Source organism: Streptosporangium carneum (assembly GCF_027922005.1).
GTDB classification, from domain to species: domain Bacteria; phylum Actinomycetota; class Actinomycetes; order Streptosporangiales; family Streptosporangiaceae; genus Streptosporangium; species Streptosporangium carneum.
This window is the reverse complement of record NZ_BSEV01000044.1, coordinates 14,071-40,662: the sequence shown is the minus strand read 5'-3', so window position 1 is coordinate 40,662 and position 26,592 is coordinate 14,071. Positions and strand designations below refer to the sequence as shown.

23 protein-coding genes are annotated in these 26,592 nt (G+C 71.7%); 6 read left to right on the top strand and 17 right to left on the bottom strand.

Going from position 1 to position 26,592, the window contains the following annotated elements:
- Positions 1 to 42: 42 nt before the first annotated feature.
- Positions 43 to 1,650 (bottom strand): CocE/NonD family hydrolase, encoded by a 1,608-nt coding sequence (locus PKF00_RS42275; RefSeq protein WP_271223420.1) that lies wholly within the window; start codon positions 1,648 to 1,650, stop codon positions 43 to 45.
- Positions 1,651 to 1,956: 306 nt separating this feature from the next.
- Between PKF00_RS42275 and PKF00_RS42270 the strand changes: the two genes are divergently transcribed.
- Both PKF00_RS42270 and PKF00_RS42265 read left to right on the top strand, forming a co-directional pair.
- The gene (locus PKF00_RS42270) at positions 1,957 to 4,098 is read left to right on the top strand and encodes an anthranilate synthase component I (RefSeq protein ID WP_271223419.1); all 2,142 of its coding nucleotides are present in this window, start codon (positions 1,957 to 1,959) and stop codon (positions 4,096 to 4,098) included.
- 113 nt (positions 4,099 to 4,211) lie between these two features.
- Complete coding sequence (locus PKF00_RS42265) at positions 4,212 to 5,372, top strand: amidohydrolase family protein (protein ID WP_271223418.1); 1,161 nt, start codon at positions 4,212 to 4,214, stop codon at positions 5,370 to 5,372.
- 23 nt (positions 5,373 to 5,395) lie between these two features.
- Here the strand turns inward: PKF00_RS42265 and PKF00_RS42260 are convergent, their stop codons facing one another.
- Positions 5,396 to 6,733, bottom strand: a complete 1,338-nt coding sequence (locus PKF00_RS42260; protein WP_271223417.1) for a serine hydrolase domain-containing protein — start codon at positions 6,731 to 6,733, stop codon at positions 5,396 to 5,398.
- A gap of 151 nt (positions 6,734 to 6,884) precedes the next feature.
- Between PKF00_RS42260 and thyX the strand changes: the two genes are divergently transcribed.
- The gene (thyX, locus tag PKF00_RS42255) at positions 6,885 to 7,610 is read left to right on the top strand and encodes an FAD-dependent thymidylate synthase (protein ID WP_271223416.1); all 726 of its coding nucleotides are present in this window, start codon (positions 6,885 to 6,887) and stop codon (positions 7,608 to 7,610) included.
- 60 nt (positions 7,611 to 7,670) lie between these two features.
- Here thyX and PKF00_RS42250 read toward each other — a convergent pair whose 3' ends face one another.
- From PKF00_RS42250 to PKF00_RS42240, 3 genes are all read right to left on the bottom strand, one after another.
- Positions 7,671 to 8,231 carry a hypothetical protein gene (locus PKF00_RS42250; protein ID WP_271223415.1) on the bottom strand — a complete coding sequence of 187 codons (561 nt, stop codon included), beginning with the start codon at positions 8,229 to 8,231 and terminating at the stop codon, positions 7,671 to 7,673.
- Between the two features lie 466 nt (positions 8,232 to 8,697).
- Positions 8,698 to 8,940, bottom strand: a complete 243-nt coding sequence (locus PKF00_RS42245) for a hypothetical protein (RefSeq protein ID WP_271223414.1) — start codon at positions 8,938 to 8,940, stop codon at positions 8,698 to 8,700.
- Between the two features lie 424 nt (positions 8,941 to 9,364).
- A complete protein-coding gene (locus PKF00_RS42240) occupies positions 9,365 to 9,811 on the bottom strand; it encodes an MFS transporter (protein WP_271223413.1) in 447 nt (148 codons plus the stop codon).
- A gap of 78 nt (positions 9,812 to 9,889) precedes the next feature.
- Between PKF00_RS42240 and PKF00_RS42235 the strand changes: the two genes are divergently transcribed.
- Positions 9,890 to 10,600, top strand: coding sequence for a TetR/AcrR family transcriptional regulator (locus tag PKF00_RS42235; protein ID WP_271223412.1), 711 nt, complete (start codon positions 9,890 to 9,892; stop codon positions 10,598 to 10,600).
- A 127-nt stretch (positions 10,601 to 10,727) separates the two neighbouring features.
- On the opposite strand, the gene PKF00_RS42230 is transcribed toward PKF00_RS42235, so the two are convergent.
- From PKF00_RS42230 to PKF00_RS42200, 7 genes are all read right to left on the bottom strand, one after another.
- Positions 10,728 to 11,252, bottom strand: a complete 525-nt coding sequence (locus PKF00_RS42230; protein WP_271223411.1) for a hypothetical protein — start codon at positions 11,250 to 11,252, stop codon at positions 10,728 to 10,730.
- Positions 11,253 to 11,676: 424 nt separating this feature from the next.
- The gene (locus PKF00_RS42225; protein ID WP_271223410.1) at positions 11,677 to 12,651 is read right to left on the bottom strand and encodes a M24 family metallopeptidase; all 975 of its coding nucleotides are present in this window, start codon (positions 12,649 to 12,651) and stop codon (positions 11,677 to 11,679) included.
- A 7-nt stretch (positions 12,652 to 12,658) separates the two neighbouring features.
- Entirely contained in the window at positions 12,659 to 13,615 is a 957-nt protein-coding gene (locus PKF00_RS42220; RefSeq protein WP_271223409.1) for an ABC transporter ATP-binding protein, read from the bottom strand.
- Complete coding sequence (locus PKF00_RS42215) at positions 13,612 to 14,382, bottom strand: ABC transporter ATP-binding protein (protein ID WP_271223408.1); 771 nt, start codon at positions 14,380 to 14,382, stop codon at positions 13,612 to 13,614. Before PKF00_RS42215 ends, PKF00_RS42220 begins: the two co-directional genes overlap by 4 nt.
- On the bottom strand, positions 14,379 to 15,218 hold the full coding sequence (locus PKF00_RS42210; protein ID WP_271223407.1) for an ABC transporter permease: 840 nt from the start codon (positions 15,216 to 15,218) through the stop codon (positions 14,379 to 14,381). The genes PKF00_RS42215 and PKF00_RS42210 overlap by 4 nt, the downstream gene beginning before the upstream one ends.
- On the bottom strand, positions 15,215 to 16,378 hold the full coding sequence (locus tag PKF00_RS42205; RefSeq protein WP_271223406.1) for an ABC transporter permease: 1,164 nt from the start codon (positions 16,376 to 16,378) through the stop codon (positions 15,215 to 15,217). The genes PKF00_RS42210 and PKF00_RS42205 overlap by 4 nt, the downstream gene beginning before the upstream one ends.
- The gene (locus tag PKF00_RS42200; protein WP_271223405.1) at positions 16,353 to 17,960 is read right to left on the bottom strand and encodes an ABC transporter substrate-binding protein; all 1,608 of its coding nucleotides are present in this window, start codon (positions 17,958 to 17,960) and stop codon (positions 16,353 to 16,355) included. The genes PKF00_RS42205 and PKF00_RS42200 overlap by 26 nt, the downstream gene beginning before the upstream one ends.
- 120 nt (positions 17,961 to 18,080) lie before the next feature.
- On the opposite strand from PKF00_RS42200, the gene PKF00_RS42195 reads away from it, so the two are divergent.
- A complete protein-coding gene (locus PKF00_RS42195; RefSeq protein WP_271223404.1) occupies positions 18,081 to 18,719 on the top strand; it encodes an Lrp/AsnC family transcriptional regulator in 639 nt (212 codons plus the stop codon).
- Positions 18,720 to 18,845: 126 nt separating this feature from the next.
- Here the strand turns inward: PKF00_RS42195 and PKF00_RS42190 are convergent, their stop codons facing one another.
- Positions 18,846 to 19,193, bottom strand: a complete 348-nt coding sequence (locus tag PKF00_RS42190; protein ID WP_271223403.1) for an avidin-fold protein — start codon at positions 19,191 to 19,193, stop codon at positions 18,846 to 18,848.
- A gap of 145 nt (positions 19,194 to 19,338) precedes the next feature.
- The gene (locus PKF00_RS42185) at positions 19,339 to 20,109 is read right to left on the bottom strand and encodes an MgtC/SapB family protein (protein ID WP_271223402.1); all 771 of its coding nucleotides are present in this window, start codon (positions 20,107 to 20,109) and stop codon (positions 19,339 to 19,341) included.
- A gap of 389 nt (positions 20,110 to 20,498) precedes the next feature.
- On the opposite strand from PKF00_RS42185, the gene PKF00_RS42180 reads away from it, so the two are divergent.
- The gene (locus PKF00_RS42180; protein ID WP_271223401.1) at positions 20,499 to 22,358 is read left to right on the top strand and encodes an N-6 DNA methylase; all 1,860 of its coding nucleotides are present in this window, start codon (positions 20,499 to 20,501) and stop codon (positions 22,356 to 22,358) included.
- Between the two features lie 136 nt (positions 22,359 to 22,494).
- Here PKF00_RS42180 and PKF00_RS42175 read toward each other — a convergent pair whose 3' ends face one another.
- The 3 genes from PKF00_RS42175 to PKF00_RS42165 form a co-directional block, all read right to left on the bottom strand.
- Positions 22,495 to 24,495: a hypothetical protein gene (locus PKF00_RS42175; protein WP_271223400.1), complete on the bottom strand. Its 2,001-nt coding sequence runs from the start codon at positions 24,493 to 24,495 to the stop codon at positions 22,495 to 22,497.
- A gap of 297 nt (positions 24,496 to 24,792) precedes the next feature.
- Positions 24,793 to 25,437, bottom strand: coding sequence for a response regulator transcription factor (locus PKF00_RS42170; RefSeq protein WP_271223399.1), 645 nt, complete (start codon positions 25,435 to 25,437; stop codon positions 24,793 to 24,795).
- Positions 25,428 to 26,573, bottom strand: a complete 1,146-nt coding sequence (locus PKF00_RS42165; protein WP_271223398.1) for a sensor histidine kinase — start codon at positions 26,571 to 26,573, stop codon at positions 25,428 to 25,430. The genes PKF00_RS42170 and PKF00_RS42165 overlap by 10 nt, the downstream gene beginning before the upstream one ends.
- Between the last annotated feature and the right edge of the window lie 19 nt (positions 26,574 to 26,592).

The window sequence follows — 26,592 nt, the reverse complement described above, 5'->3', positions numbered from 1 at the left end:
CCGGCCCGGAACCCGCCGGGAGCCGCACGGACTCCGGCTCGCTCAGCCGGTCACGACCGGCAGCACGACGGCGGAGGGCCGTCCGCCGTCGTGGAAGATCTCGTGCTCGGAGGCGACCATCGCACTGCCGGTGCCCAGGGGCTCGCCGGTGCCCAGGTTGCGGGCGATGCGGGGGTAGGCGCCGCCCGCGACGTGCAGGCGGACGCGGTGCCCCCTGCGGAAGCGGTGACCCATCGGCCACAACTCCACCTGGACGCGGCGGACGCCGTCGCGGTCCGTCGGGGGCGCGCCCGGCGTCAGGCGGCGCACGCCCTCGCACACGTTGTAGGAGGCGCCGTTCGGATGCACGTCGCAGACCCTGACCACCAGGTCGGCGTGCTCGGTGCTCGTCCTGACGTACAGGTCGGCGCGGACCGGGCCGATCATGTCGGTGTCCTCGCGCAGCTCGGGCCCCGTGTAGACGAGCACGTCGCGCCGCGCCTCGAGACGCCGGTTGTCGCGGGGCTCCGAGTTGCCCAGCAGGACCGGGCCGCCCAGCACGGGGGTCGGGTGCGAGGGGTCGTAACGGTAGCGGTCGGGCCCGCCGCCCGCCGGGTTCTCCGGAGCCAGGGCGAACCCCGGCTGCAGGTGCCAGCGCTGCTCCCGCACGCCCGGCACCGGCCAGTCGGGATAGTCGCGCCACTCGTCGGCGCCGGTGACGTAGAGCCTGACCGGCTGCTCGCGCAGCCCCGAGGGATCGCCGAGCAGATGGGCCCTGAACCAGGCCAGCGCGTCGGCGTTGGCCGCCCTGCCCTGCCGGATGTCCGCGTGGTACCACGGTCCGATCGTCAGCTGGGGCCGCCTGCCCGCGGCGCGCATCGCGGTGTAGTCGTTGACCTGCCACGGCAGGAACACGTCGTACCAGCCGCCGACCATGGTGACCGCCGCCTCGACCTCGCCGACCGAGGCGGAGAAGTCACGCCTGGCCCAGTAGACGCCGGGATCGGCGTGATTGGCCAGCAGGTCCTGGAAGAACGGCAGGCCCCGTCCCGCCGACAGCACGTCCATCTCCCCGACGGGCCGCCCGGACAGCGCCGCCCGACGGGTCCTGCGCGGCGCGAGGAAGACCTCCGCTCCGCCGAACCGGCCGCCCATCGAGGCGGTCAGCGTGATCCACATCAGTGAGGACTCGAGGGCGAACGCCCCGCCCACGTAGGCGGCGTCGCGGAACTGGGAGGCGGTCACCGACGTCGCCATGGCCTTCAGGTCGGGGCCGGCGAACGGGGCGATCGCCCACTGGGCGTAGCCCAGATAGGAGGGGCCGTGCATCGCGAGGCTCCCGCCGTACCAGGGCTGGGCGCGCAGCCAGGCCAGGGTCGCCAGCCCGTCGTCGTGCTCGTCGCCGAGCGGGTCGAGCAGGCCGCCCGAGCCGAACCCGCCCCTGCAGCTCTGCAGGACGACCTGGAACCCGTGGCGGGCGAACGTCCGCCCGTACGCCAGCCCGAACATCCCGCGCCTGCCGTACGGCGAGCGGACCAGGACGGTCGGCGGCCGTACGGCGCCGACCGGCGCGTACCGGTCGGCCAGGAGCGTGACCCCGTCGTTCATCGGCACCGGGAGGTCGCGCTGGACGGCGACCCGATGGACGGCCCGCGGCCATGCGAACGACATGCTCCCTCCTCATCCGGTCTTTACTTACTGGTAACATGGCGGGGCCGGTTCTGGCCAGAGCCCCGAGGCGTGGTCCTTCGGCTCGCCGGACGCCACGCCCGTGTCGCCGATACGTTGCAAGATCATGGCTGCCGCCGGTAGGCTTTGGAACATGCGATATCTCGACACCCTTCAGTGGTGGCGCCGCTTCTAGGCGGCGCAGGTTTCGCATTCGCGAGAGCAGACAGACGGCCGCCCTTGAGAAGGTGGCCTTTTTCGCGTCCGCCTCCTTGAGGGCATCAGGGAAATCAAAGGGGCGAGGCAGCAGTGGAGACGAGTGGATATACCACCGCGGGCGGGATAGAAGTCGAGGTCACCGTATCCGACGTGCCCGAGACGGTGCTCGAGGACGTCGTCACGACGCTCGGCGAACGCCGTGGCGGAGTGCTCTCCTCCGGGATGGAGTATCCCGGCCGCTACAGCCGATGGCACCTGGCCTACGTCGACCCCTGCCTGGAGATCGTGGCCAGGGGCCGCAGGATCTCCGCCCGCGCGCTGAACGCGCGAGGCCGGGTCGTCCTGCCCGCCGTCGCCTCCTGCCTGCTGGCCGCGGGCAAGCCCACCGGGGAGCCGACCGCCGACCACGTCGAGGTCCACGTCCCGGAGTCCGAGGACATCCTCCCCGAGGAGATGCGCAGCCGCCGCCCCACCGTCTTCACCGCGATCCGCGAGGTGATCGCCGCGTTCAAGGGCGAGGACGAGCACCTGGGCCTCTACGGCGCTTTCGGATACGACCTGGCCTTCCAGTTCGAGCCGATCCGGCAGGTCCTCACCCGGGCGGAAGACCAGCGCGACCTCGTCCTGCACCTGCCCGACCGGGTGATGGTGATCGACCGCAAGCGGGAGACCAGCAAGGAGTTCCGCTACGAGTTCACCGTGGACGGCGTCTCGACGCACGGCCTCGCCCGCGAGGGGGAGAGCGTTCCGCTGCCCGCGGCCCCCGCCGGGCTCCCCGCGGACCCGGAGAAGGGCACCTACGCCAAGGTCGTCGCCGCGGCCAAGGAGAAGTTCGTCCGCGGAGACCTTTTCGAGGTCGTCCCCGGCCAGGTCTTCCACGCCTCCTGCACCGACCCGGCCGCCTTCTACCGGGGCCTGCGCAAGGTCAACCCCGCGCCGTACGAGTTCCTGTTCAACCTCGGCGAGGACGAGCACCTGGTCGGCGCGTCCCCGGAGATGTACGTCAGGGTCAGCGGCGACCGCGTCGAGACCTGCCCGATCTCCGGCACCATCGCCAGGGGCAGCAACCCGATCGAGGACGCCGAGGCGATCCGCACCCTCCTGTCCAGCGTGAAGGAGGAGTCGGAGCTGACCATGTGCACCGACGTGGACCGCAACGACAAGTCCCGCATCTGCGTCCCCGGGACCGTCCAGGTGATCGGGCGGCGTCAGATCGAGATGTACTCGCGGCTGATCCACACCGTCGACCACATCGAGGGCCGTCTGCGCCCCGAGTTCGACGCGCTGGACGCCTTCCTCACCCACATGTGGGCCGTCACCGTCACCGGCGCCCCCAAGACCTGGGCGATGCAGTTCATCGAGGACCACGAGGCCACCACCAGGCGCTGGTACGGCGGAGCGGTCGGCTACATCGGCTTCGACGGCTCGATGAACACCGGCCTCACCCTGCGCACCGCGCAGATCCGCGGCGGCGTCGCCACCGTCAGGGCCGGGGCCACGCTGCTGTTCGACTCCGACCCCGAGGCCGAGGAGCGGGAGACCGAGCTCAAGGCCAGCGCCCTGCTCGGCGCCCTGGCCGCGGTCGGCGCGGTCGCGTCGGAGCAGGACACGACCGGCCCGGCGGCCGAGCGGCCGGGCGAGGGCATGAAGGTGCTGCTCGTGGACCACGAGGACTCCTTCGTCAACACCCTGGCCGACTACTTCCGCCAGCAGGGTGCGGAGGTCGTCACGCTCAGGCACGGTTTCCCGGTAGGCATGATCGACGAGATCGCGCCGTCGCTGGTGGTGCTCTCGCCCGGGCCCGGCTGGCCCTCCGACTTCGGCCTGTCGGGGCTCGTCGAGGCGCTCTACGAGCGGGACCTGCCGGTGTTCGGCGTCTGCCTCGGCCTGCAGGGCATGGTCGAGCAGGCGGGCGGCACGCTCGAACTGCTGTCCTACCCGGAGCACGGCAAGCGGGGCCAGGTCAGACGGATCGGCGACAGCGCGCTGCTGGAGGGGCTCCCCGAGGAGTTCACCGCGGCCCGCTACCACTCGCTGCACGCCAAGCAGCCGGGGGTGGCCGGCTTCACCCCCACCGCGCTCACCCCCGACGGGGCGGTGATGGCGATCGAGGACGTGGAGAGGCGGCGCTTCGCCGTGCAGTTCCACCCCGAGTCGATCCTCACCGCCGAGGGCGGAGCGGGGGCCAGGATCATCGCCAACGTGCTCAGGCTCTGCCGTGCCTCTGCCTAAAGACACGCGAGATCACGCTCGGTAGTCGTAGAGTGCTGCTCCTGGTGTGAGGTCGCGGGCGGACCGGCGGTGCCGGTCCGCCCGTCGTCGCGACGGCCCTGGGAGGAGACGGCATGAGAGCGGGTGACGCGCTCCCCGTCGAGCTGCCCGACGCGGTGCGGGAGGCCGTGCTGGCCCCGCTGGTCGACCACCACTGCCACGGGGTGCGTCGCGACGACCTGACGCGGGCCCTGTTCGAGACGCTGATCACCGAAGCCGATCTTCCCGCGCCGCCCGGCACCACCCACTTCGACACCCCCGCGGGCCTCGCGGTGCGCCGCTGGTGCGCGCCGCTTCTCGGCCTGGACCCGCACGTGCCTCCCGCCGTCTACCTGGCGCGCAGGGCGGAACTCGGCGCCGCCGAGGTGAACCGGCGGCTGCTGCGGGAGGCGGGGATCGTGGCGTTTCTCGTCGACACCGGAATCAACGGCTCCTGCCTGCTCTCGGCGGCCGAGATGGGCCGCCTCGGCGGCGCGGCGGCCGACGAGATCGTCAGGACCGAACAGGTCGAGCAGGCCGTCGCGGCCTCCACCGCCTCAGGTGTCTCCTACATCTCCGACCTCAACGACAACCTCGCCGCGAAGGCGGCCCGCGCCGTCGGCTTCACCTCGGTCGTCGCCCACCCGCACGGCCTGGACTTCGACCCGGCCAGACCGAGCAGGGGAGCGGTGATCGCGGCCGCCAACCGGCGTCTGGCCGACCCTCAGGACCGGCTCGCCGATCCCGTGCTGCTGCGTCACCTGCTCTGGGCGGTCGTCGACGTGGCCAGGGAACGCAGCCTGCCGCTGCAGTTCCACACCGGGTACGGCGCGCCCGGCCTCGACCCGCACCGCGCCGACCCGACCCTGATGACCGGCTTCATCAGGGCGACGCAACCGATCGGCGTGCCCCTCGTCCTGATGCACTGCCATCCGTTCCATCGCCAGGCGGCCCACCTCGCCACCGTCTTCCCGCACGTCTACGTGGACGTCGGCCTCGTGCCCGCCCACACGGCCGCCGGAGCCGCCGCGGTCGTCGGCGAACTGCTCGAGCTCGTCCCGTTCCACAAGCAGCTGTTCGGCTCCGACGGCCACGGCGTGGCGGAGACCTGCTACCTGGGCGCGCTGTACTACCGCCGGGGCCTGGCGGGGGCGCTCGCCGTACGGCTGGCGGCGGGCGAGTGGAGCGTCCCCGACGCGGCGCGGGTCGCCCACATGATCGGCTCGGGGAACGCCCGCCGCATCTACCACCTCTAGGGCGGCGACGCGCGGCCGAGCCGTCAGCGCGACCGGAGCTCGCAGGAGTGGCTGAGGAAGTTGCCGAGCCAGCCTTCGCCGTCGCCGTCCTTGCAGGCGTAGGCCACACCGGTCAGCAGCCCCTTCTCCAGACGGAGGACCAGCCCCAGGGCAGGGCTGTTGATCCGGGCGTCGGCGGTCGGCAACTGCAGGGGGAAGGTCGCCCGCAGGTCCCACGCCCGCGACGCGTCGGCAGGGCGGACGGCGCTCCCGCCGTCCATCCGCAGCTCGACCCGGCGGCCGGCCAGCACCCGTAGCTCGATGGGCACCTCTCCCTCCGGAGTGCAGATCCGGCCCGACCAGTCGCCTTCCGGCAGGTCCATCGGGCGCGCCGGGTCATGGATCACCGGGGTGATCCGCTCGGGTGTGTGCCCGGGGACCAACGCGCCCAGGACGTGGTGGACGATCGCGTCGCGAGCCGCCTTGTTCGTGGAGTTGGACAGCACGGCCACCGAGAGCCGCCGTTCGGGCACGGCGACCACCATCGCCGCCACTCCGCCCCCGCCGCCGCCGTGACTTTGCACCACGGGTCCGCCGCCGGCCGACACGCTCCAGCCGAGCCCGTACCCCACATGCTCGTTGATCGGCGACGCGTCCCGTACGGCGGCCGCCGTGTCCGGCCTCAGCAGGCGGTCGTACGACTGCGCGAAGAGCGCGAGCTCCCCGGCGGGAGCCCAGCCGAGGGTGGCGCCGGGATGGCTGCAGCCATAGTCCGGATACGCCCGGCCGTCGACCGTGTGGCGAACCGCCGACGGCGCCGGGCCGGGGTAGGTCCGTCCGACATGGCAGCCCGTGAGCCCGAGCGGCTCGAACACCCGCTCCCGGACGAACGCGCCCAGCTCCTGCCCCGTGACGGCCTCCAGCAGACGGCCCAGGAGCCGGTAGCCGAGGTTGGCGTACTCGAAGACGCCGCCCGGCTCCCGGCACGGCACCGCGTAACGGTCCGCGTCGACCACCCGCCGGCCGCCGCCGTAGTCCCAGTCGTAGTGCGCCCGCAAACCGCCCCGGTGCCGCAGCAGCTGCCGCGCCGTCGGCGCGGTCCACCGGAAGTCGCCCGGCACGGGCGCGTCGAGATCCAGCAGGCCTTCGTCGGCCGCGAGACAGACGGCGGTCGCCGTGACGGGCTTGGTGACGGATCCCAGGCCGTACGCCGTGCCGGGCGTGGCCGGACGTCCGGTGGAGACGTCAGCCAGTCCGTACGCCCCGGAGAGGACCACCTCGCCTCGCTCGGCCACCGCGACCGAGACCGACGGGCAGCCGTGCTCCGCCAGCGCCTCGGCGCAGTACGCGCCCAGTTCGTCCTCGCTCAACCCGCCGGGCACGCTCGCCCTCCCCGTCCGAAGACTCCGACGGGATCAGACAATAGCCCGACGCTCCCGCCGAGGCGCCGCCCCCGCCATGTCGCGCGAAGCGGCGCGGGGGGACGGCGATAGGCTTGACGGCGCCCGATCCCCGACACGGAAGGTTCTGCCCGTGGACGACAGTCAGCCCCGTTTCCTCGACGACGTCAGCGTCGAGCTGGTCAAGCACAGCGCCTCGGACTCCGACGTGCTCTGGGCGGCCCGGGTGTCGACCGCCGGAGAGCAGTCCATCGAGGAGATCCACAAGGACCCCGAGCGGTCCAAGGGGTTGATCAACTATCTGATGCGCGACCGCCACGGCAGCCCCTTCGAGCACAACTCGATGACCTTCCTGGTCAAGGCTCCGATCTTCGTCTTCCGTGAGTTCCACCGCCACAGGGTCGGCTGGTCTTACAACGAGGAGAGCGGGCGTTATAGGGAGCTTCAGCCCGATTTCTACGTTCCCGGGGCCGAGCGGAAGCTGGTGCAGGAGGGGCGTCCCGGCAAGTACGTCTTCGTCGAGGGCACCGAGGAGCAGCACAAGATCGTCACCGAGGCCATGGAGGCGTCGTACCGGCAGTCCTACGCCGCCTACCAGGAGATGCTGGAGGCCGGCGTCGCCCGTGAGGTGGCCAGGGCCGTGCTGCCCGTCGGCCTGTTCTCCTCGATGTACGCCACGTGCAACGCCCGCTCGCTGATGCACTTCCTGTCGCTGCGCACCAAGAACGAACAGGCCAGGGTGCCCTCGTTCCCGCAGCGGGAGATCGAGATGGTCGCCGAGAAGATGGAGGCCGCCTGGTCGGCCCTCATGCCCCTGACCCACGCGGCCTTCGTGGCCAACGGCCGCGTGGCCCCCTGACCGTTCCGGCAGGCACCCGGCGGCGCGCCGGCGGCGAAGCCCGCCGGCGGGCACGCGGCTCTAGCAGGGCTTGACCTTGAACACGGGGGTCCAGCTGTAGGTGAGGCTGGAGCTGTAGGCGCCCGGCGTGGTGTCGTGCAGGTTCCCGGCGTTGTTGTAGAACCGCGCCTGGGTGCCCACGGTCTGGTTGTTCATCCACGACCCGTTGCCGACCCAGGGCATGTTGTAGGTCCCGCAGGTGTACCACGACAGGTCGTCCCCCTGGAATCCCGGCTGGGGGAAGGAGCAGAACCACCCGTTGTTCATGACCGAGCAGGGGTTCGTGACGAACTGCGTGCCGTCGCCGGAGGAGAAGTCCCTCGGGTGCGCCTCCCCGGGGAGGGCGACCCGTAGTCTCCCGCCCGGGAAACCGATCTCGTTGAGCGCGACCTGTTCTCCTCCGACCTTCTTCAGATAGCCGTCGACCTTCGATTGCAGCGCGGTGGTCTGTGCGGTCGTCAGCTTCGCGCTTCTGGCCTGTTCCGCGAAGGGCTGGTCGCTGACCGAGGCGGCTTCGGCGGGCAGGGCGACACCGAACAGGGCGGTGGCCGCGGCGACCGCGGCCAGAGTGCGAACGCGCATGTGGTTTCCCCTTCCGGACGTGGATCCCGAGACGCCCGCGCGGCGTGGGCGTGGTCGGCCCTTTCCTGGACGCGGCGTCTTGGACGTGCCCCCCGTTCGTACAGGGGACGACGTTGTTCGGTGTCGGGGTGTTTGTCGATGAACAAAACTCTGAACAACGGGACGGGCCCGAGGACTCCGGCGGGGACGTGCCGCGGTGAGGGGCGGAGGGAGGGACACCGCGGGGATGAGGCCGCGTCCCCGTCAGCGGTCGACGACGCGGAGGGGGTGGAGACTCGTGCCGAGGCGCGGGCCTCCGCGGGGGACGGTCATGAGGTGATCCCTTCCTGTGAGGCGACGCTCGCCGGGTGGGGCGAGGCGATGGTGTCTGCGCCGGTTCCTGCGGGTGTCGTGAGCCCTTCTCCCGGCCGGGGCGAGGGGAAGGGGTCTCCTGCGTCGGCCCGGTGGCGCTTCGAGGGCAGCACCGTCAGGGCGACGACCACCGCCGTGGCCAGCAGGAGGCCGGACAGGGCCAGGCCGAGGGAGTAGCCGCCGGTGAGGGCCCCGGGGGCGGTGTTTCCCCGGCGCGGTGCGCCGCGACGGTCGTGAGCACCGCCAGGCCGACGGAGCCGCCGAGTTGCCTGGCGCTGTTGAGCAGGCCGGAGGCCATGCCCGCCTCGTGGGCGGCGACGCCCGCCGTGCCCGCGGCCGCGAGTGGGGCGAAGCACATGCCCAGGCCGACGCTGGTGACCAGCGAAGGTCCGAGGACGTCGGCGGCGAAGCTTCCCGAGGGGCTGATGAGGCTGAACCACCCGAAGCCGATCGCGGCGAGCGAACCGCCGGGAACCAGCAGGGCGCGTGGAGCGTGCCGGGCCGAGGCCCCGGTGGCGATCGCCGCTCCCGCGATCGTGCCCAGGGCGAAGGGCAGGAACGCCGCGCCGTGGCATAGGCGCTCATGCGCAACACTCCCTGCATGTAGAGGGAGACGAAGTAGAAGGCGGAGAACATGCCCGCCCCCGCCAGGAAGATGAAGAGGTTGGCCCCGGCCACGGAACGGCTGGCCAGCAGCCCCAGCCGGATCAGCGGCGTCTCTGCGGCCCTGGTCTTCCCGGCCTCCACCGCGACGAACGCGGCCAGCAGCGCCACCGACGCCGTCAGCGTGCCCAGTGTGGTCGCCGAGGCCCAGCCGTACTGGTCGGTGCGGACGACGCCGAGGACCAGCAGACTCGTGCCACAGGTCCCGAGCGCCGCGCCGAGCAGGTCGGGTCTGCCGCGGTGGGCGCGGGACGGGTCGGCGGGCACGGCTGCCATGGCGAGCGCGACGGCCACGAAGGGCACGTTGACCAGCGTCGCCCAGCGCCATCCCGCGTACTGCGCCTGCCGTACAGGTCGGACATCCGGCCGCCGAGCAGCAGGAAACCGCCGAAGGTCAGCGCGTAGGCGTGGACGACCCACTGCAGCTCCGCCTGGCCGAAACCGAGTCCGGTGCGGATCGCGGGCAGCGCGACGTTCACGACCGACATGTCGAGCGCCGCGATGAACTGCGCGACGGCCACCGCCGCCAACAGCGGCCCAGGACGGGCCGTCAAGTTTTTGTACATGTATAAAACTAGTCTCAGCGGCCTCCGGACGTCAACGGCGCGGCGTTTTTCACAGGCGGGGTGGGCGATGATGGGGGCATGGCACAGCCGGTTCCGCGACGTCCCCGTACGGGCAGACCGCCCCGGATATCCCGCGGCGAGATCCTGGACGCCGCACGCAGGGTCATCGAGGGCGACGGGGTGGGCGGCCTCACGATGCGGCGGCTGGCCAAGGAGGTCGGCAGCACGCCGATGGCGCTCTACCACCACGTCAAGGACAAGGAGGAGCTGCTGCTCCTGCTCCTGGACGAGTACGCCGGGGCGATGGCGCGTCCCGCCCTGCCGGAGGACCCTCGCGAGCGGGTCACCGCCGCCGCACTGGCGATGCACGACGCGCTCGCCGGATGTCCCTGGATCGTCGAGGTCCTCGTCGCCGACGACCTCCTGTCGACCTCCGGGCTCTGGTACGCGGAGAACATCGTCGGCGCGGCCGTCGCCTGCGGGCTCACCCCCGAGCGGGCCGTCCACGCCTACCGGGCCATCTGGTACTACACCGCGGGGGAGATCATCGTCAGGGCGTCCGCCGGACGCCGCCGCGCCGCCGCCGACGACCGGCCGACCCACCGCGAACAGGTCTTCGCCGACCTGGACCCGGAGACCCTGCCGCACCTGGCGTCACTCGCCGGACGGTGGGCCGCCCTCACCGCCGAGGACACCTACCGCCAGGGCCTGCGCGCCCTCGTCGACGGCCTGCTCCCCGCCCCCTCCCAGCCCCCTCCCCGGGCCCTCGCCCAGCCGGGCGGCCGGTGACGGCGCAGTCCCCATGGCGTGCGGGGCTTGCGCGCACCCGGCCGCCGGCTCTTTCAGGGGCGTCCGGTCGCTGTCTCCCGATCCGCGGGTGTGAGCCCCGGCCGACGTCGGTCGGCCCGCCGGGCGATCAGGTGAGCCACCTGCCGGTCTGGGCGGTGTACGCAGGGCCGTTGGAGCCCCACTTGCAATAACCCCACGCGTAGGATTCGACGTCGGCGTCGTAGAGAGAGGCGGTGAAGGCGGCGCCGTTCGGAGACGCGCCGACTCGGTAAGCCTGTCCGTCGGAGGTGCGTTCCACCTTCACGTAGCAGTTGGATCCCGCCGGGATCCCGCCGTTCATGACGATGACGGCGGCGACGGTCCGGCATGCGTCCTTCCCGTTGTACAGGAGCTGGATGTAGCCGATGTTCAGCGAACCGTCGTTGAACTCGGCCGTGTACTTCGCGTACTCGCCGTTGTGCGGCCCGAAGCACTGGTCGGACACGGGGTCGCCGGGCTGCGTGACATGGTTGTCGCAGTAGGAGCGGTCACCGACCACCTCCCAGTGGCACGGCATCTGGTCGTGAGCCTCAGCGGTTCCAGTGACACCGAAGAACATGCTTGTCGTGAGAAGAAGTGTCATGAACAGTGCTCTGATCGGCTTCAGCGCCATGCTTTTCTCCTTTCTCGTCACAGAGTTGCGGTCCTGTGCTGACTGGTTGCCGCCGGTGGGAGGGCACCTGTTCTGGAGCGGAGCGGAGCGGAGCGGTGGCTGTGGGCACGGGGAGGGAGCGTGCGAACAGGGGAAGGGCGCGTGAATCCGGAGGGGCTCTCAGAAGAAAACTCGCCGTCTCGCGGATTCCAGCGTCATGATGACCGCTTCGCGGTGGTGTGTCGAGTGGCACCGAAACCGTATTCCCCGTTTGTAAGAGGCCATATATCTCTATTATGAATAAATGGCCTGAAACTAATAAAAAGGGATGTCTGGTCTGTTTTCGCTCGTGGGTCGGTCGGGCCGTGAGGCCGGTTCGCGGGCGCGGTCTGTCACACCGGGAGACCCCGGCCGGAGCGCTGTTCCGGCCGGGGGATCCGCGGGGTCAGTGGTCGATGACGTGGAGGGTCTGCAGGCTCGTGCTGAGACGGAGGCCTCCGTGGGGGGCGCAGACCGCGATGTCGGCCACCCTCGCGCCGAACAACTCGGGCAGATAGATCGACGGTTCGAGGCACACCGTCATGCCGGGGGCCAGCACGGTCTCGTCGCCGGGGACGAGCCAGGGCCCCTCGTCGTGGCCGAGGCCGACGCCGCGCCCCGGGCGACGTCCGGCGTAGTTGCCGTAGCCGCTGCCCTCGATCACCTCCCGCGCGACCCTGCCGACCTCCGCCGCGGTCACGCCGGGCCGCAGCGCGTCGAGGGCGGCGCGCTGCGCGGCGAGGACGACGGAGTACATCGCCTCGAAGTCCTCGGGCGGCTCGGCGACCGCGAACACGCGGGCCACCTCAGAGCAGTAGCCGCCCCACCTGCCGCAGACCGAGACCAGCAGCGCGTCGCCCGGATTGATCACGCGGTCGCACGGCACGTGCCGCGCGACGGCGCTGTGCTCGCCCGCCGCGACGACGACCGACAGCACCTCCTCGCACCCCGTCTCGACCATCATGGCCCACAGCCTGCGCGCCATCGCGCGCTCGGTGGTCCCGAACCACGCCAGCTCACGGGCCATGAGCAGGACCGCCTCCGCCGCCGCGGCCGCGCGTTCGGTCGAGGCCACCTCCTCGGGCCGCCTGCGCAGTCTGAGCGGGGCCAGTACGGTGGACGCCAGCACGACCTCGGCCTCCACCCGCAGCGAGAACAGCTCCCAGGCCCGCATCTCGGAGTCCACGCCGACGCGGCGCGCCGAGGCGGGGACGAGCGCCGCCGCCTCCAGCGGCCCCGTGGCGACGGCGGGCAGACGGTCGTGGGTCACGACGAGGTAGCCCTCGCCCTCCCCGCCCAGGTAACGGAAGTCGGGGGAGGGACGCAGCACCAGGGCGTCGATCCCCTCCTCGGCCATCCTGAGCCGCACCTCGTCGATCATGCGTCGATCACGCGGGCTCGTGCAGCCAGCAGGCGACCGGGCCGAAGTCTGGCTCCCGCTCCCGGCAGACGTCCATCGCCACGGGGCAGCGCGGGTGGAACCGGCACCCCTGAGGCGGGTCGGCCGGGTCGGGGACGTCTCCCGGCAGCTCGGCGGGCAGCACGCCGGCCCCGTCCGGCGCGGGGATGGCGCCCAGCAGGGCACGGGTGTACGGGTGGCGGGGGTCGGTCCAGACCTCCTCGGTACGGCCGATCTCCACGATCTTCCCGAGGTACATCACCGCGATCCGGTCGGCGATCAGCCGTACCACCGACAGGTCGTGGCTGATGAACAGCAGGCCCGCGCCCGAATCGACCGCCAGGTCCCGCATCAGCCTGGCCACCTGCGCCTGGGCCGAGGCGTCGAGCGCGGAGATGGGCTCGTCGCCGATCAGCAGGGACGGGCGGGCCGCGAGCGCCCTGGCGATCGCGATCCGCTGCCGCTGTCCACCGGAGAACTCGTGCGGGTGCCGTCCCGCGAAGTCGCGGGGCAGCCCGACCCGTTCCAGCAGGTCGGCAGGGGAGGTCGTCGTGTCGCCCGCGGTGCGCAGGCCGTCGGCGATCTGCGCTCCGACCTTGCGCCGGGGGTTCAGCGACGAGTAGGGGTCCTGGAAGACCATCTGGATCCCCGACAGCGCCCTGTCCCTGCGGCGCAGCCCCAGCGGGGTCACCGGGTGCCCGCCGAAGGTGATCGTCCCCGACGCGGCGCGGTTGAGCCCGCACACCGCGCGGGCCAGCGTCGACTTGCCGCATCCGGACTCCCCGACGAGGCCGACGACCTCGCCCGCCGCGACGGTCAGGCTGGCCCCGGCCACGGCGCGGACCAGCGGGCGGCCCGGAGTACGGTGCTCGACGACCAGGTCGTCGACGCTCAGCAGCGTGGCGCGCTCCGTCACGGGCGCTGTCGTGGTCGTGCTGTCTGTCATGCGGTCTCCCCGGGCAGCGAGTCCAGCAGGGCGCGGGTGTAGGGGTGCAGGGGGTCGCGCAGCACCTGGCCGCGCGGGCCCGTCTCGACGACCAGGCCCTCCTTCATCACGCTCACCTCGTCGGCGACCGCCGACATCACGCCGAGGTCGTGGGTGACGAGCAGCACGGCCAGCCCCAGGTCGTCGCACAGGCCGCGCAGCAGCCGCAGCACCCCGGCCTGGACGGTCACGTCGAGGGCGGTCGTCGGCTCGTCGGCGATGAGCACCTTGGGCGAGCAGGCCAGCGCGATCGCGATCGCGATGCGCTGGCGCATGCCTCCGGAGAACTGGTGCGGGTAGCGGTCGATCGCCGCCTCCGGGCCGGGAATGCGCACCTGGCCCAGCAGTTCGACAGCTCTGGCCCTGGCCTGTTTCCTGTCCAGGCCCAGGTGGTGGCGCATGTGCTCGGTGAGCTGGCGGCCGATCGTCAGCATGGGGTGCATGCTGGTCGCCGGATCCTGGAAGACCATGGCGACCTCGCCGCCGCGCACCGTGTTGAGCTCCTTGGCGGACATGCCCAGCAGGTCGCGCTCGCCGAGGGCGATGCGTCCCGTGGCCCGGGCCCCGTGGGGGAGCAGGCCGAGCACGGCCAGGCCGGTCATCGTCTTGCCGGAGCCGCTCTCGCCCGCCAGGCCGTGCACGCGGCCAGGGCGCAGGTCGAGGTCGACGCCCCGCAGGATCTCCCTGCCGCCGAGGGTGACCTTCAGGTCGGAGATGGAGAGGGTCAAAGCGCACGCTCCTTGATGGCGCGGGCCGTGCGGGGGTCGAGCGCGTCGCGCAGCGTGTCGCCGAGGAAGTTGAAGGCCAGGACGACGCTCAGGATGGCCAGGCCCGGGAAGGTCGCCACCCACCAGCTGTCGAAGACCTCCACGCCCGCCGAGACCATGGCGCCCCACTCGGGCGAGGGCGGTTTGGCGCCGAGCCCGAGGAAGGACAGGCCGGACAGCAGCAGCAGCGCGGTGCCGATGTCGAGGGTCGCGAGCACCAGGATCGGGCCGGTGATGTTCGGCAGCACGTCGACGCGGAGCGAACGCCAGGCGGAGAAGCCGAGCAGCCGCCCGCTGATCACGAACTCGCGCTCGCGCACGCCCAGCACCAGGCCCCGGGTCACCCGGGCGTAGGCGGGCCAGGCGACGACGAGCACGGCGAGCACCGCGTTGGCCAGGCTCGCGCCCAGCGCGGCGGCCACGACCATGGCCAGGATCACGGTGGGGAAGGCGAAGACGAGGTCGGCGAACCGCATGATCGTCTCATCGGCCCACTTGCCGAAGTATCCGGCACAGGCGCCGAGCAGGCCGCCGACCAGCACCGAGAGCGCGACCAGCAGCACCGTCAGCGGGATCGACAGGCGCGCGCCGTACATGACCCTGCTCAGGATGTCCCGGCCCAGCTGGTCGGTGCCGAACCAGTGACCGGGCCCGGGCGAGGCCAGGCGGGGCAGGTCCTGGGCGAGCGGGTCGTGCGGCGCCAGCAGCGGGGCGGCCAGCGCGATCACGATCCAGGCGAGCGCCACCACTCCGCCGACGATCGCCAGCGGCTGCCGCCAGGCTTGGGGGAGTTTCACGACAGTCTCACTCGGGGGTCGATGACGCCGTACAGCACGTCGACGATCAGGTTGATGACGAGGTAGACCGCGCCGACGACCAGGCCGACGCCCATCACGGCGGGCAGGTCGAGGCTGGTCGCGCTCTTGAAGGCGTACTGCCCGACGCCCGGCCAGGCGAAGATCGCCTCGACGAGCACGGTGCCGGACAGCAGGCTGCCGAAGGCGAGGCCCGCGACCGTGATGATCGGCACCAGGGCCGAGCGCAGCACGTAGCGGAACAGGATCACCCTGCCGGGCAGGCCCTTGGCCCGCGCGGCGCGCACGTAGTCCTGGCCCAGCACCTCCAGCACCGCCGACCTGGTGAACCGGGTGAGCAGGCCGATCGTGTACAGGGCCAGCACCAGCGCGGGAGTGGCCAGGTGGCCGATCGCCGAGGCGAAGACGTCCCACTGGCCCGCCAGCGCGGCGTCGATCGTGTACAGGCCCGTGACCTGGGGCGGCGGGCTCATCCCCGGGTCGATGCGGCCGCTGCCCGGGGTGATCTGCAGGCGGTAGAAGAAGATGTAGAAGGCCGTCAGGGCCAGCCAGAACGTCGGCACCGAGATGCCGACCAGGCTGAGGATCCGCAGCAGGTGGTCGGAGAGCCGGTCGCGGCGCAGCGCCGCGATCACGCCGAACGCCACGCCCGCCACCAGGGAGATCAGGATCGCGACGCCCGCCAGCTCCAGTGTGGCCGGAACGGCCTCCGCCAGGTCGTCGCGCACCGGTCGGTGGCTCTGCTGGCTGGTGCCCAGATCACCCTGGAGCACGCCCTGAAGGTGCAGCAGGTACTGCTGGGGGAGCGGCTTGTCCAGGCCGTGCTCGGCCTTCCACTGCGCGACGATCGTCGGGTCTCCGAGGGCACGCTGGCCGAGGTTGGCCGCGACGGGGTCGCCGGGGACCAGGTTCGTCAGGACGAAGGTGACCAGCGTGATGCCCACGGCGAGCAGCAGCGCGGTGAGCACCCTGCGGATCAGGAAGCGCGCCAGCGGGCTCCGGCCGCCGGTACGGCCCGCGCGAGGCGGGGCCGTACCGGCGGCCTTCGGGGCCGAGGCCGTCCCGGTGCCCTCGCGGTCCTGGACGGCCTTCGGGTTCCCGCCCGCCTCGGGATCCTTACTTGGCACCGAGGTCGGCGACATCGACGGTCCAGACCGGGTGGAACTCCAGGCCGGTGACGGACGCGGCCGTCACGATGTTCTGGCTCGGCTGGATGAGCGGGATGAACGGGCTCGAGGCGTTCAGCTTCGTCTGGACGTCCACGTAGGCCTGCTTGCGGGCGTCGTCGCCGAGCGCGGCGGCCGCCTTGTCACCGGCCGCCTCCAGCTCCTTGTCCGCGCCCGCCTTCCAACCGGCCCGCAGACCCACGGTCTTGCCCGGCAGGAACACCAGGTAGTCACTGGGGTCGGGGTAGTCGGGACCCCACCACCACAGGCCCAGCTCCTCCTTGCCGTTGCGGTAGTTGTCCAGCGCCGTGGTGACCGGTGCGGGGGTCAGCTCGACGGTGATGCCGACCTCCTTGAGGTTGGCCTGGATCCGCTCGGCGATCGTCTGCAGGGACAGGCCGTTGAGGGTCAGCTCGCTGGGGTACTCCAGCTTGACCTTCGGGTCGGTCACGCCGCTCTCCTTGAGCGCGGCCTTGGCGCCCTCGACGTCGCGCTTGGCCGCCTGGTCGGCGGGCAGCGCGCCCAGGAACATCGAGGGGATGACGCCCGGCGCCTGCACCGAGCCCTCGCCCGCCAGCTCCAGCAGGCCCGTGTAGTCGACGCCCTTGCGGATGGCCTCGGCGAACTTGGGGTTGGAGCTGACCTTGCTGACCGAGGAGTCCCGGTTGGCGAACAGGAAGACCACGTTGGCCGACGGCGTCTTCTTGACCTGCAGGTTCCCCGGCAGGCCGGCGGCCTGGTCACCGGACAGGTCCAGCGCCACCTGGCTGTCGCCGCGCGAGACGTTGAGCTTCTGCGTCGCGGACTCGACGTTGCGGATCACGACCTTGTCGTAGACCGGCTTGCTCGGGCCCCAGTACTTGGCGTTGGCCTTGAGCACGACCTGGCTGCTGATGTTCACCGACTCGATCGTGTACGGACCCGAGCCCGCCGAGGCCGAGTTGAGGTACTGCTCGGCCTTGTCGCCGGAGTCCGTGGTCGCGCCGTGCTCCTTGGCGACCTTGGAGTTGAGGATGCCCAGCGCGGGGTTGGGCAGGATGTACGGCAGCGCCGGGTTGGCGTTCTTCGACGTCAGGGTGATCGTCGAGTCGTCGGTCTTGGCGACCTTCACCCCGTCGAGCAGGAAGGACGGCGTGCCCTTCATGTCGCGGACGCGGTCGAGCGAGAAGACGACGTCGTCGGCGGTGACGGGGGAGCCGTCGGCGAACGTGGGGCCCTTGCGGAGCTTGAGGGTCAGCGTCTTGCCGTCCTCGGACAGTTCGAACGACTCCGCCAGGGAGGGCACCGGCTTGGTGACGTCGGAGCCGTCGAACGTCAGCAGGGTGTCGTAGGCGGCCTTGCCGACGATCAGGCCGGTCGGCTCGTAGGTTCGTCCCGGGTCGGCCGTCTTGAGGTTGAAGGACGTGTCGATCACGAGCGTCTTGGCGGCGGTGCCGCCACCCTGTGACGCCGGGGTGGACGAGCCGCCGCTGGAGCAGGCAGCAAGGGCGAGGGCGCCGGTGAGCAGCACCGGCAGCAGTGCTGCCTTCGCCCCGGGACGCCGGGAACGGATCGCCATTTTTGTGTCCTCCGAAAATGGGCCTTGTGGACGTTTGGTCGCCGATCGTCCAGGATTATCCGGCAGAAAGTCCAGTTCATGGCGCTAAACTGAGACAAATCTGACCTGAGGGGTATGATCATGACCGAAACGTCAAGGAACTCGGCCCATGAGGGCGGTCAGGCTGGACGGATCGGCATCGGCCTCGAACTCGACGCGACACACCTGAAAATTCTGGAGGTCCTCAGGGAGAACGGCAGGATCTCCGTGGCGGCGCTCGCCGAGCGCGTCGGCATCTCCAGGGCGAACGCCTACACCCGGTTCGAGGCGCTGCGCGCCGACGGCGCGATCAAACGCTTCACCGCCGAGATCGACCACGTCCGCGCAGGTCTCGGCATCACCGCGCTGATCTTCGTCACGGTCAGGCAGCAGATGTGGCGCCAGTTCCGCGCCCAGCTCGCCCAGATGCCCGAGGTCGAGTACTGCGCGATCACCACGGGCCAGCACGACGCCATGATCCAGGTACGCATGACCGACGTGGCCGCCGTGCACACCATGGTGACCGAACGGCTGGCCAACATCCCCGCGGTCAAGGCCACCGAGACCGTCTTCATCCTGGACGAGGTCCTCAAACGACCGTATGTCCTGCCGAGCGACCGAAACCCGGCCTGGTCCACCCGCCGCCCGGCCCCCGATCCGGCGGGCGGCGAGGTCCCCCTGGGCAAGATGCGCTTCGTCGGCGCCGCCGAGGGCCGCGCCCAGCTTCAACGGGACCTCTGACGCCGCCCCGATCGGCGCCGGTGAACGGCGCGTGACCCGGTGAACGCCTGTGGCGGCACCGGGCGCGAGCCGCGGAACGTCGAGGGGCCCGAGGTGTGAGAGGACCTCGGCGTCGTCCCTCAGACGTCAGTCGACCTCGGAGCACACGCTCACGTGCACCCTGTCGTCTCCGGCGAACTGGAACTCCTCGACCAGGCGCAGCCGCCCGTCGGGAAGCGTCTCGATGCGGCTGGTGCTCTGCCCGCCCGCGCGGTCGCCGTTCTTGAGCAGGTGCACGTAGGTCAGCTCGATCCGGTCGGCGTCCCGGGTGCCGAGGAAGCGCCCGTGGACCACGGTGTCGCCGGTGTAGTCGCCCCAGATGATCCCGCCGGACTCCCGATAGGCGAACTCGGTCGGCCCGTCCGGGTCAACCGCGCTCGCCGTCGAGCTGACCATGACGAACCTGCGGTCGTTGAGAAGGTCGTTGTCGTTCACGCCTCCGCATCGTGCCGTTCCGCGGGCCGAGCGCAACCCGGGCTGGACGTTTCGGCGCAGGAAGTCGACAGCGGCGATGATCCGTCCAGCGGGACGTCCGATCAGGAGGGCGGGCTGTACGAGCTGCGCGTCCGGGGCGGAAGGCTCAGTCGGTGCTCAGACCGCCCTCCTGGGAGCCGACGCTGAGGACGTCGGGCATCTCGCCGAGCGCGGCGGTGAGATCGGCGATCGACCCCTTGCCCTCCACGACGAGCGTCACCGCCACCGTGCGCCGTGGACGTCGCACTTCGAGATCGCGGTGGTCGCGACGGGCGCCGCGGTCACGGCCGGGCTCGGCCGTTTCGGACATCCCGCGTTCGACCGAGACCTCGGCGACCACGAAGTCCCGACGGGTGCACTCGACCAGGATCTGGCGCAGCGCGCCGGTGCCGTCCCAGTAGACCACCCGCACCTGGGTCGGCGGATGCCGGGACAGCGGCAGCCTGCGGCCCAGGGCGTTGATCCCGAAGACGGTCACGAAGTGCAAGGCGGTCACGGCCACGGCGAGCACCGGCAGCCCTCCGCCACAGGCCATCCCGACCGCCGCCGTGACCCACACGACCGCGGCCGTCGTCAGCCCCCGTACGGCGTCGCGGCGGACGAAGATCAGGCCGCCCCCGATGAACCCGATGCCCGAGACGATCTGCGCGGCCACCCGGGACGGGTCGAGAGAGACGTGGGCGCCGGGCACGTCGCTGAAGCCGTACTTGCTGACCAGCATGAACAGCGCCGCCCCCAGGCCCACGAGCGTGTGGGTGCGCAGCCCGGCGCTCTTGTTGCGCGCCTCACGCTCCAGGCCGATCACGGCCGACAGCAGCAACGCCAGAGCGAGCTCGGCGAGCTGTGGCAACCCCTGACCAGGTGACAACGTGATCACCTCAATGGTCCTACCCGTTGTGCTGTCTCCGACTCGGCCGGAGCACGGGGGCGAAACCGCCCCGCGAACGGACACCGTGCGAACCAGGGACGGCAGACGGCCGCGCCTCGTCGCGCACTGACGGTCGAGGGCGCTCTCGCGGTCTCGGGGTGATCCCGGGGCCTTCGGGGCGGCAGGGCCGCCGACATCAGCAGGGCGTTCGAGACCGTGACCGGTCCTCCTCGGCTGCCGATCTCCGGCCGGACGTCAGCCGTGGTCGTGAACGGGATTCACGCGTTCGGTGTCGGCGGTCGCCGCACAGTCAAGTCGTGGGATACGTTGACGTCCACATGACCTCTGTCCGAGGTGGTGGAGAGTCCGTTCTGGGACGGGGAGCGCAGGGACCGACGATGGCAGGAGACGAGGCGACCGTCACCGCGGCCGACATCGCGCGGATGGCGGGCGTCGGACGCGCGGCGGTGAGCAACTGGCGCAAGCGGCACGAGGACTTCCCCGAGCCCGTGGGAGGCACGGCGACCAGCCCGGCGTTCTCCCTCGAGGCCGTCGAGGCGTGGCTGCTGGAGCAGGGCAAGGTGGCGGAGCTGCCGCTGCGGGAGCGGGTCTGGCAGCAGATCCGCGCGGCATCCGACGACCTCCGCCTCGGCGAGAGCGTCGCCGAGGCCACCGAGCTCCTGCACCGGGGCGGAAAGCCCCGGACGCTCCCCGCCTCCGTGTGGAAGCTCGTCAGGGGATACGCGCGGGAGGAGGGGGAGGCCCAGGCCGTCCGGTTCCTGCTTGACCGCTACGCCGACGTCCACTCCCGCAGGCTGGCCGAGACGCCGGCCGAGGTCGCCGACCTCATGGCGCGGCTGGCGGGGCCGGACGTCCGATCGGTTCTCGACCCGGCCTGCGGGCTCGGAATGCTGCTCGCCGCGCTGAGCGACGTGGAACACCTCTACGGCCAGGAGCAGGAGGACTCCCTCGCCAGGCTGGCGCAGTCGCGCCTGGCGTTGAGCGCGGCGGGCGGCACGGTCAGGACGGGCGACTCCCTGCGTGAGGACGCCTGGCCCGGCCTGACCGTCGACGCCGTCGTGTGCCATCCGCCGTTCAACGAGCGCAACTGGGGATACGACGAGCTGACGAGCGATCCACGCTGGGAGTACGGTCTGCCGCCCAAGGCGGAGTCCGAACTCGCCTGGGTCCAGCACGCGCTCGCCCACCTCGAACCGGGCGGGATCGCGGTGCTGCTCATGCCCGCGACGGCGGCCAACCGCCGCTCAGGCCGCCGCATCCGCAGCAACCTCCTGCGGAGCGGGACGCTCCAGGCCGTCATCGGCCTCCCCCCGAAGGTGGCCTCGGGCACCGGGCTTCCCGTGCACGTCTGGGTGCTCCGCAAGCCGTCGGGCGACCACCGCACCCCGTCCCGTGTGCTGATGGCCGAGGCCGACCCCGGCGACGTCGACGCGATCGTCGAGCGTTGGCACGAGTTCCGGGCGGACCCGGAGCGGGACCTCGACCGGCCCGGCGAGAGCCGTACGGTCCCGATCATCGACCTGGTCGACGAGGACGTCGACGTCACCCCTGCCCGCCACCTGGGGGTGAGAGACGAGGTTCCAGCGGACACCTACGTCCTCCTCCGCGAGCGCCTGATCGGGCAGTTCGGACGGCTCTCCACCCTGGTCCCCGAGGCCGTGCCGGGGGCGGGCCGGGAGCTGCCGACGGTCGGTCTGGCGGAGCTGGAACGGGTCGGAGCGCTGGCCGTCCAGCAGGCCGGGCGGTTCGAGATCGACGGTGTGGGCGATCCCGTGCTGACCGATCGGCAGGTGTTCGACGGAGAACCGGCGGAGACACGCACCCGGCCCGAGGGCCGGATCACCGCCGAGCCCGGAGACGTGGTCGTCGCCGCCCGGGGGAACACCCTGGCGACCCTGGTCGTCGAGACTCCCGGCCTGCTGCTCGGCCCCCGGCTCACCCTGCTCAGGCCGGACCCCGCCCGGCTCGACCCGTTCTTCCTCGCGGGGTTCATCCGCGGTCTGTCCTCCGCCGCGACGGTCGGCACGCAGTCGGGCGCGACGCGCTTCGATCCGCGCCGCGCCCAGGTGCCACGCCTGTCGCCGCGGGAGCAGAAACGGTACGGCGACGTCTTCCGGCAGGCCTTCGCCTTCGAGGCCGCGCTCCGGGAGCTCAGCGCGTCCGGCCACCTGACGGTGAACGCACTGACCCAGGGCCTCACCCGGGGAACGCTCACCCCACCCGAGTCGATCTCCTGAGGAGAGGCCGTCGTTTCCCGTGCGTTCGGTCGCCGCGGCGTCAGGGGCGGTAGGCGGGCGCGGCCGGCGGCCCATGGGCGAGATCTGCAAGGACGGGGCGTGCCGCTTCGCGCACCACCCGGATCTGGGCGGAGGGTCAGTTGGTGTGGGTGTTGGGCAGGTGGTCGCCGACGTGGCCGATCCAGATCTTGCCGGTACAGCCGCCTGAGTCGTCGTGAAAGTGGATCCTGGGGGCGGGACAGCCGCCTTTACGGATCTTGATGTGTGCCTCCATCATCACCTTTCCCGAAGGATGCACCTCCTCGGGGACGGCGAAGGTCCGCCTCATGCTGTACTTGCCGTTGGTGTTCACGGTCCTGGACTCGCTCATGGCGACCATGCCCGCGGGGATCGTGAGCCTGGCGGGGCTCCTGCACCAGTCGAAGAAGCCGCCCGCGAACTCGCCGGACGACCTGGCCCGCGCGAAGGCGTCCAGGGCGCGCAGGGCGTCCCAGGTCTTCGAGGCCCACGCCCTGGCGAGCGTGGGATAGGTGAGATCGAGCCTGGCGGCCTCGGTGTCGGTGTCGCCGATCTCCACGTGGGCGAGCGTCTCCCTGGCCATGTTCAGGGCGTCCATGAGACTCGTCGGCTCGAAGACGGGTTCCTTCGAGGTCAGCCCGAAGGCGGGCTGACCGGCCCTGGCCAGTCTCGCCTCCAGCCAGCGGACCCGTTCCTGGAGCTTGCGGGCGCCCGCGACGGCCTCCGCGTACTCCTGCTGGAGGATCTCGTGCTCGGCGTGGAGCCGGTCCATCTCACCGGCCAGCCGGTCGCTTTCGTCCTCCGCCTCGGCGAGCAGCTGGTCGCCGTGCTGCCGCACGACGACGAGGTCGCGCAACCCCTCGACATGAGCGGAGAGAGTGCGCATCTGGCGCAGGATCTCCCCGTTCCCCGACCCCGGGCCGCCCTCCGCGGAGGACGCCGCCAGACCGAGCGCCGCGTCGAGCTCTCCCCGTAACTCCCTGGCCACGACCCCGGCGACCGTCTGCGCGAGTTCGCCCATGTCCAGGGCCATACCCGGGGAGGCGTCCGAGGGCGTGGGCAGAGGGGGCCGCTGCGCGGCGGGATCGGGCTCGGGGGCGGAGGGCTCCTGCGCCGCCTCGGGGGCGGCGGCGGGCTGTTCGGCTCCGACGGCCGTGGTCTCCGGGCGGGCGGTCATCGCCATCATCCAGCGGCGCAGTCCCTCCCGCTCGGAACCGGCGGGCGGCGCGGGCGTCGGCGTCATCGCCTCGGCGAGATCGCCGGAGCCGGCCTTGCCCACCAGGACTCTCGAGACGACCCGGTAGGCGCGCTGCACGTCGTCGGGGAAGGCGCGTCTGGCGGTCTCCCCGACGATGCCGTCCGCCGCCAGGTCGAGGGCCTGCCTGCCCTGTTTGCGGATCATCCCGCCGCCCATCGGGCGATGCCGGTAGGGGTAGCTCTCGTTGCCGGGGTCGAACGGCGCGAGATAGGTGCGGATCCCCCCGCCGAACACGCCCAGCTCGGCCCCCATCGCCTCGTTGAAACGCCGCTGGGCGCGCATGTCGGCGAAACGCACGACCACCCCGGCTCCGGCGGTCATGCCCGCCAGGTAGTCGGCCCTCGTCCTGGCCGCCTGCGGATCCTGCGGGTCGACCGAGACCACGGCCACCGGGACGCGGCGCCTGCGTTCGGAGAGCGCGGAGATCAGCCGGTGGACGTCGTCCTCGTCGATCTCGTCGGCGGTGTCGGTGAGGTGGACGGCCCCGTCGGTGATCCGCGCGGTCCGCAGGTACGCCTGGACGAAACCCGGGGCCTGTCCCGCGCAGGTCTCGCCGTCCTCCTCGACCGTGACGACCACCCAGCCAGACGGCCCGCCCACCCACTCGGCGTAGGCGACCCGCGTGCGGAGCAGCCCGTCCCCGTGTTCCTCCTCCACGATGTACCGCCCGCAGTCGCCCGCGCGCTCCACACGGACCCTGGCCCCGTCCGACTCGAACTCCTGCGACGCCCTGCCCGGCTCGGGCGCGGGAAGCCCCTTGGCGGCGAGCCACTCTCCGAAGGTACGGCGCAGCCGGGGGGCGATCGGCGCGGTCTTGTCCCGGAGGACCGCTTGGTACAGGCGACTCACGTTCGAGGACATGGATACGTCATCCAGACTTGTGAGGGCATCGCTCGCCGCTGGGACGAGCGGTGCCGGAAACGGCCGGGCTGAGCGTCCGGCGAGCGCGCATGCCTCAGGGAGAGAGCGCGGTTCGCCGAGGGTGGTGCCGAGAGCGAAGGTCATCAGATCACGAACGCGCGGGCGTCGGCAGGTAATCGTGTGATTGCCGCCGCTCCGCGACGTACCTGAGATGAGCGTCCGTGAAACGGACGTTCGAAGACTTCGGCCTCTCCTCGCCTGAGCTCTCGTTTCCGTCGCGCGCCCCGCTCGCCGCCTTCAGCCGTCGAGGTAGCGCAGGATCGCCAGCACCCTGCGGCTGTAGCCGGGGTCGCGAGGCAGGTCGAGCTTGTCCAGGACGGCGGCGACGTGCTTTTCGACGGTGCTCGGCGACACGTGCAGGCGTTCGGCGATCGCGGCGTTGACGAAGCCCTGCGCCAGGAGGCGCAGCACCTCCGTCTCGCGCGGGCTCAACCTGCTCAGCGGGTCGGCGCGCGTGGTGCGGGCGATCAGCTGACGGACCACCTCGGGGTCGAACACCGCCCCGCCCGCCCGTACCCGCTCAAGCGACTCGAGGAAGTCGGCCACCTCGGAGACCCGGTCCTTCAGCAGGTAGCCCAGCCCTTCCGTGGCCCCGGACAGCAGCGCGGCCGCGTAGGTCTTCTCCACGTACTGCGACAGGACGAGCACGCCGACAGCGGGCCGGCGCCCGCGGATCTCCAGCGCCGCGCGCAGCCCCTCGTCGGTGTACGTCGGCGGCATGCGCACGTCGACGACCGCCACGTCGGGCCGGTGCCGTTCGACGGCGTCGAGCAGCGCTTCCGGGTCGCCGACCGCGGCGACGACGTCGTGGCCCGCGTCCTCGAGCAGCCGGATGAGGCCCTCGCGCAGCAGCACCGAGTCGTCGGCCAGGATCAGTCGCACGGCGCGACCCTGGGCAGTGTCGCGGAGACCCTGGTCGGGCCTCCTCGCGGACTGTGGACGGCGAACTTCCCGTCGAGCGCCAGGACGCGCCTGGCCAGCCCGGACAGTCCCCCTCCCGACAGGTCCGCCCCACCCTCGCCGTCGTCCGAGATCTCCACGCTCACCGTCCGTTCGTCCTCGGTCAGGACGACCAGGATGTCATGCGCCGCCGCGTGCTTGACCGCGTTGGTGATCGCCTCGCGGGCCACGAAGTACAGGGCCGTCTCGATCTCGGAGACGGGCCGTTCGGCCAGCCCGTAGTGCACGGTCACCGGCACGCCCGACCGCTCGGCGACCCCGGCGAGGGCGGCGTGCAGGCCGAGCTCGTCGAGCGCGGTCGGGTAGATCCGCCAGGCCACGCCGCGCAGCTCGTCGAGCAGCTGGCGGGCCTCGGTGTAGGCCTGGCGCAGCAGCTCGGCGGTCCTGTCCTGGTCGGAGCTGTGGCGGGCGCGCCCCAGCAGCATGGCCAGCGCCACCCCTCGCTGCTGCACGCCGTCATGCAGGTCGCGCTCGATCCTGCGCCGCTCGTCGTCGACGGCCCGCACGATGCCCGAGCGGGTCGCGGTCAGCTCGGCGATCCGCCTGCGCATCCGCTCCTGCCTGTCCGGCCCGAGGAAGTGGCCCGCCAGGCGCCGGTCGACGGCGCCGACCGCGATGACCGCCAGCACGGCCAGCGCCAGCAGGATCACCCCGCCCGTCAGCCCGAGCGCCCGGCCGTCGACGGCCAGCCTCACGCCGGGAAGCTCCAGCCGCACCGGATTCGACGGCCCCGACATCAGGCCCAGCAGCCCGCCGAAGAGGAACAGGCCGCTGAGGAACAGGGTCGCGGCGCAGACGTACCCGCCGAGCACGCCGGTCACGGCACGGGCGGTGAGAAAGCCGTAGCCGCCCGCGCGCTCCGTGTCGTGGTCGAGCCAGGCCGCCAGCCGAGCCCGCTCCAACGCCGTCAACCCGGCCGCGATGCGCCCCGCCGCCGCCCGCGTGACCGGCGTCACGGACATCGGCAAGGCCAGGCAGAGGAAGGCCAGCTCGACGACGCCGAGGGCCATGCCCGCCAGCACGCCCACCAGCGTGCGGGCGACTCGTTCAGCTGACACGGCTGCGAAGTCTAGACGT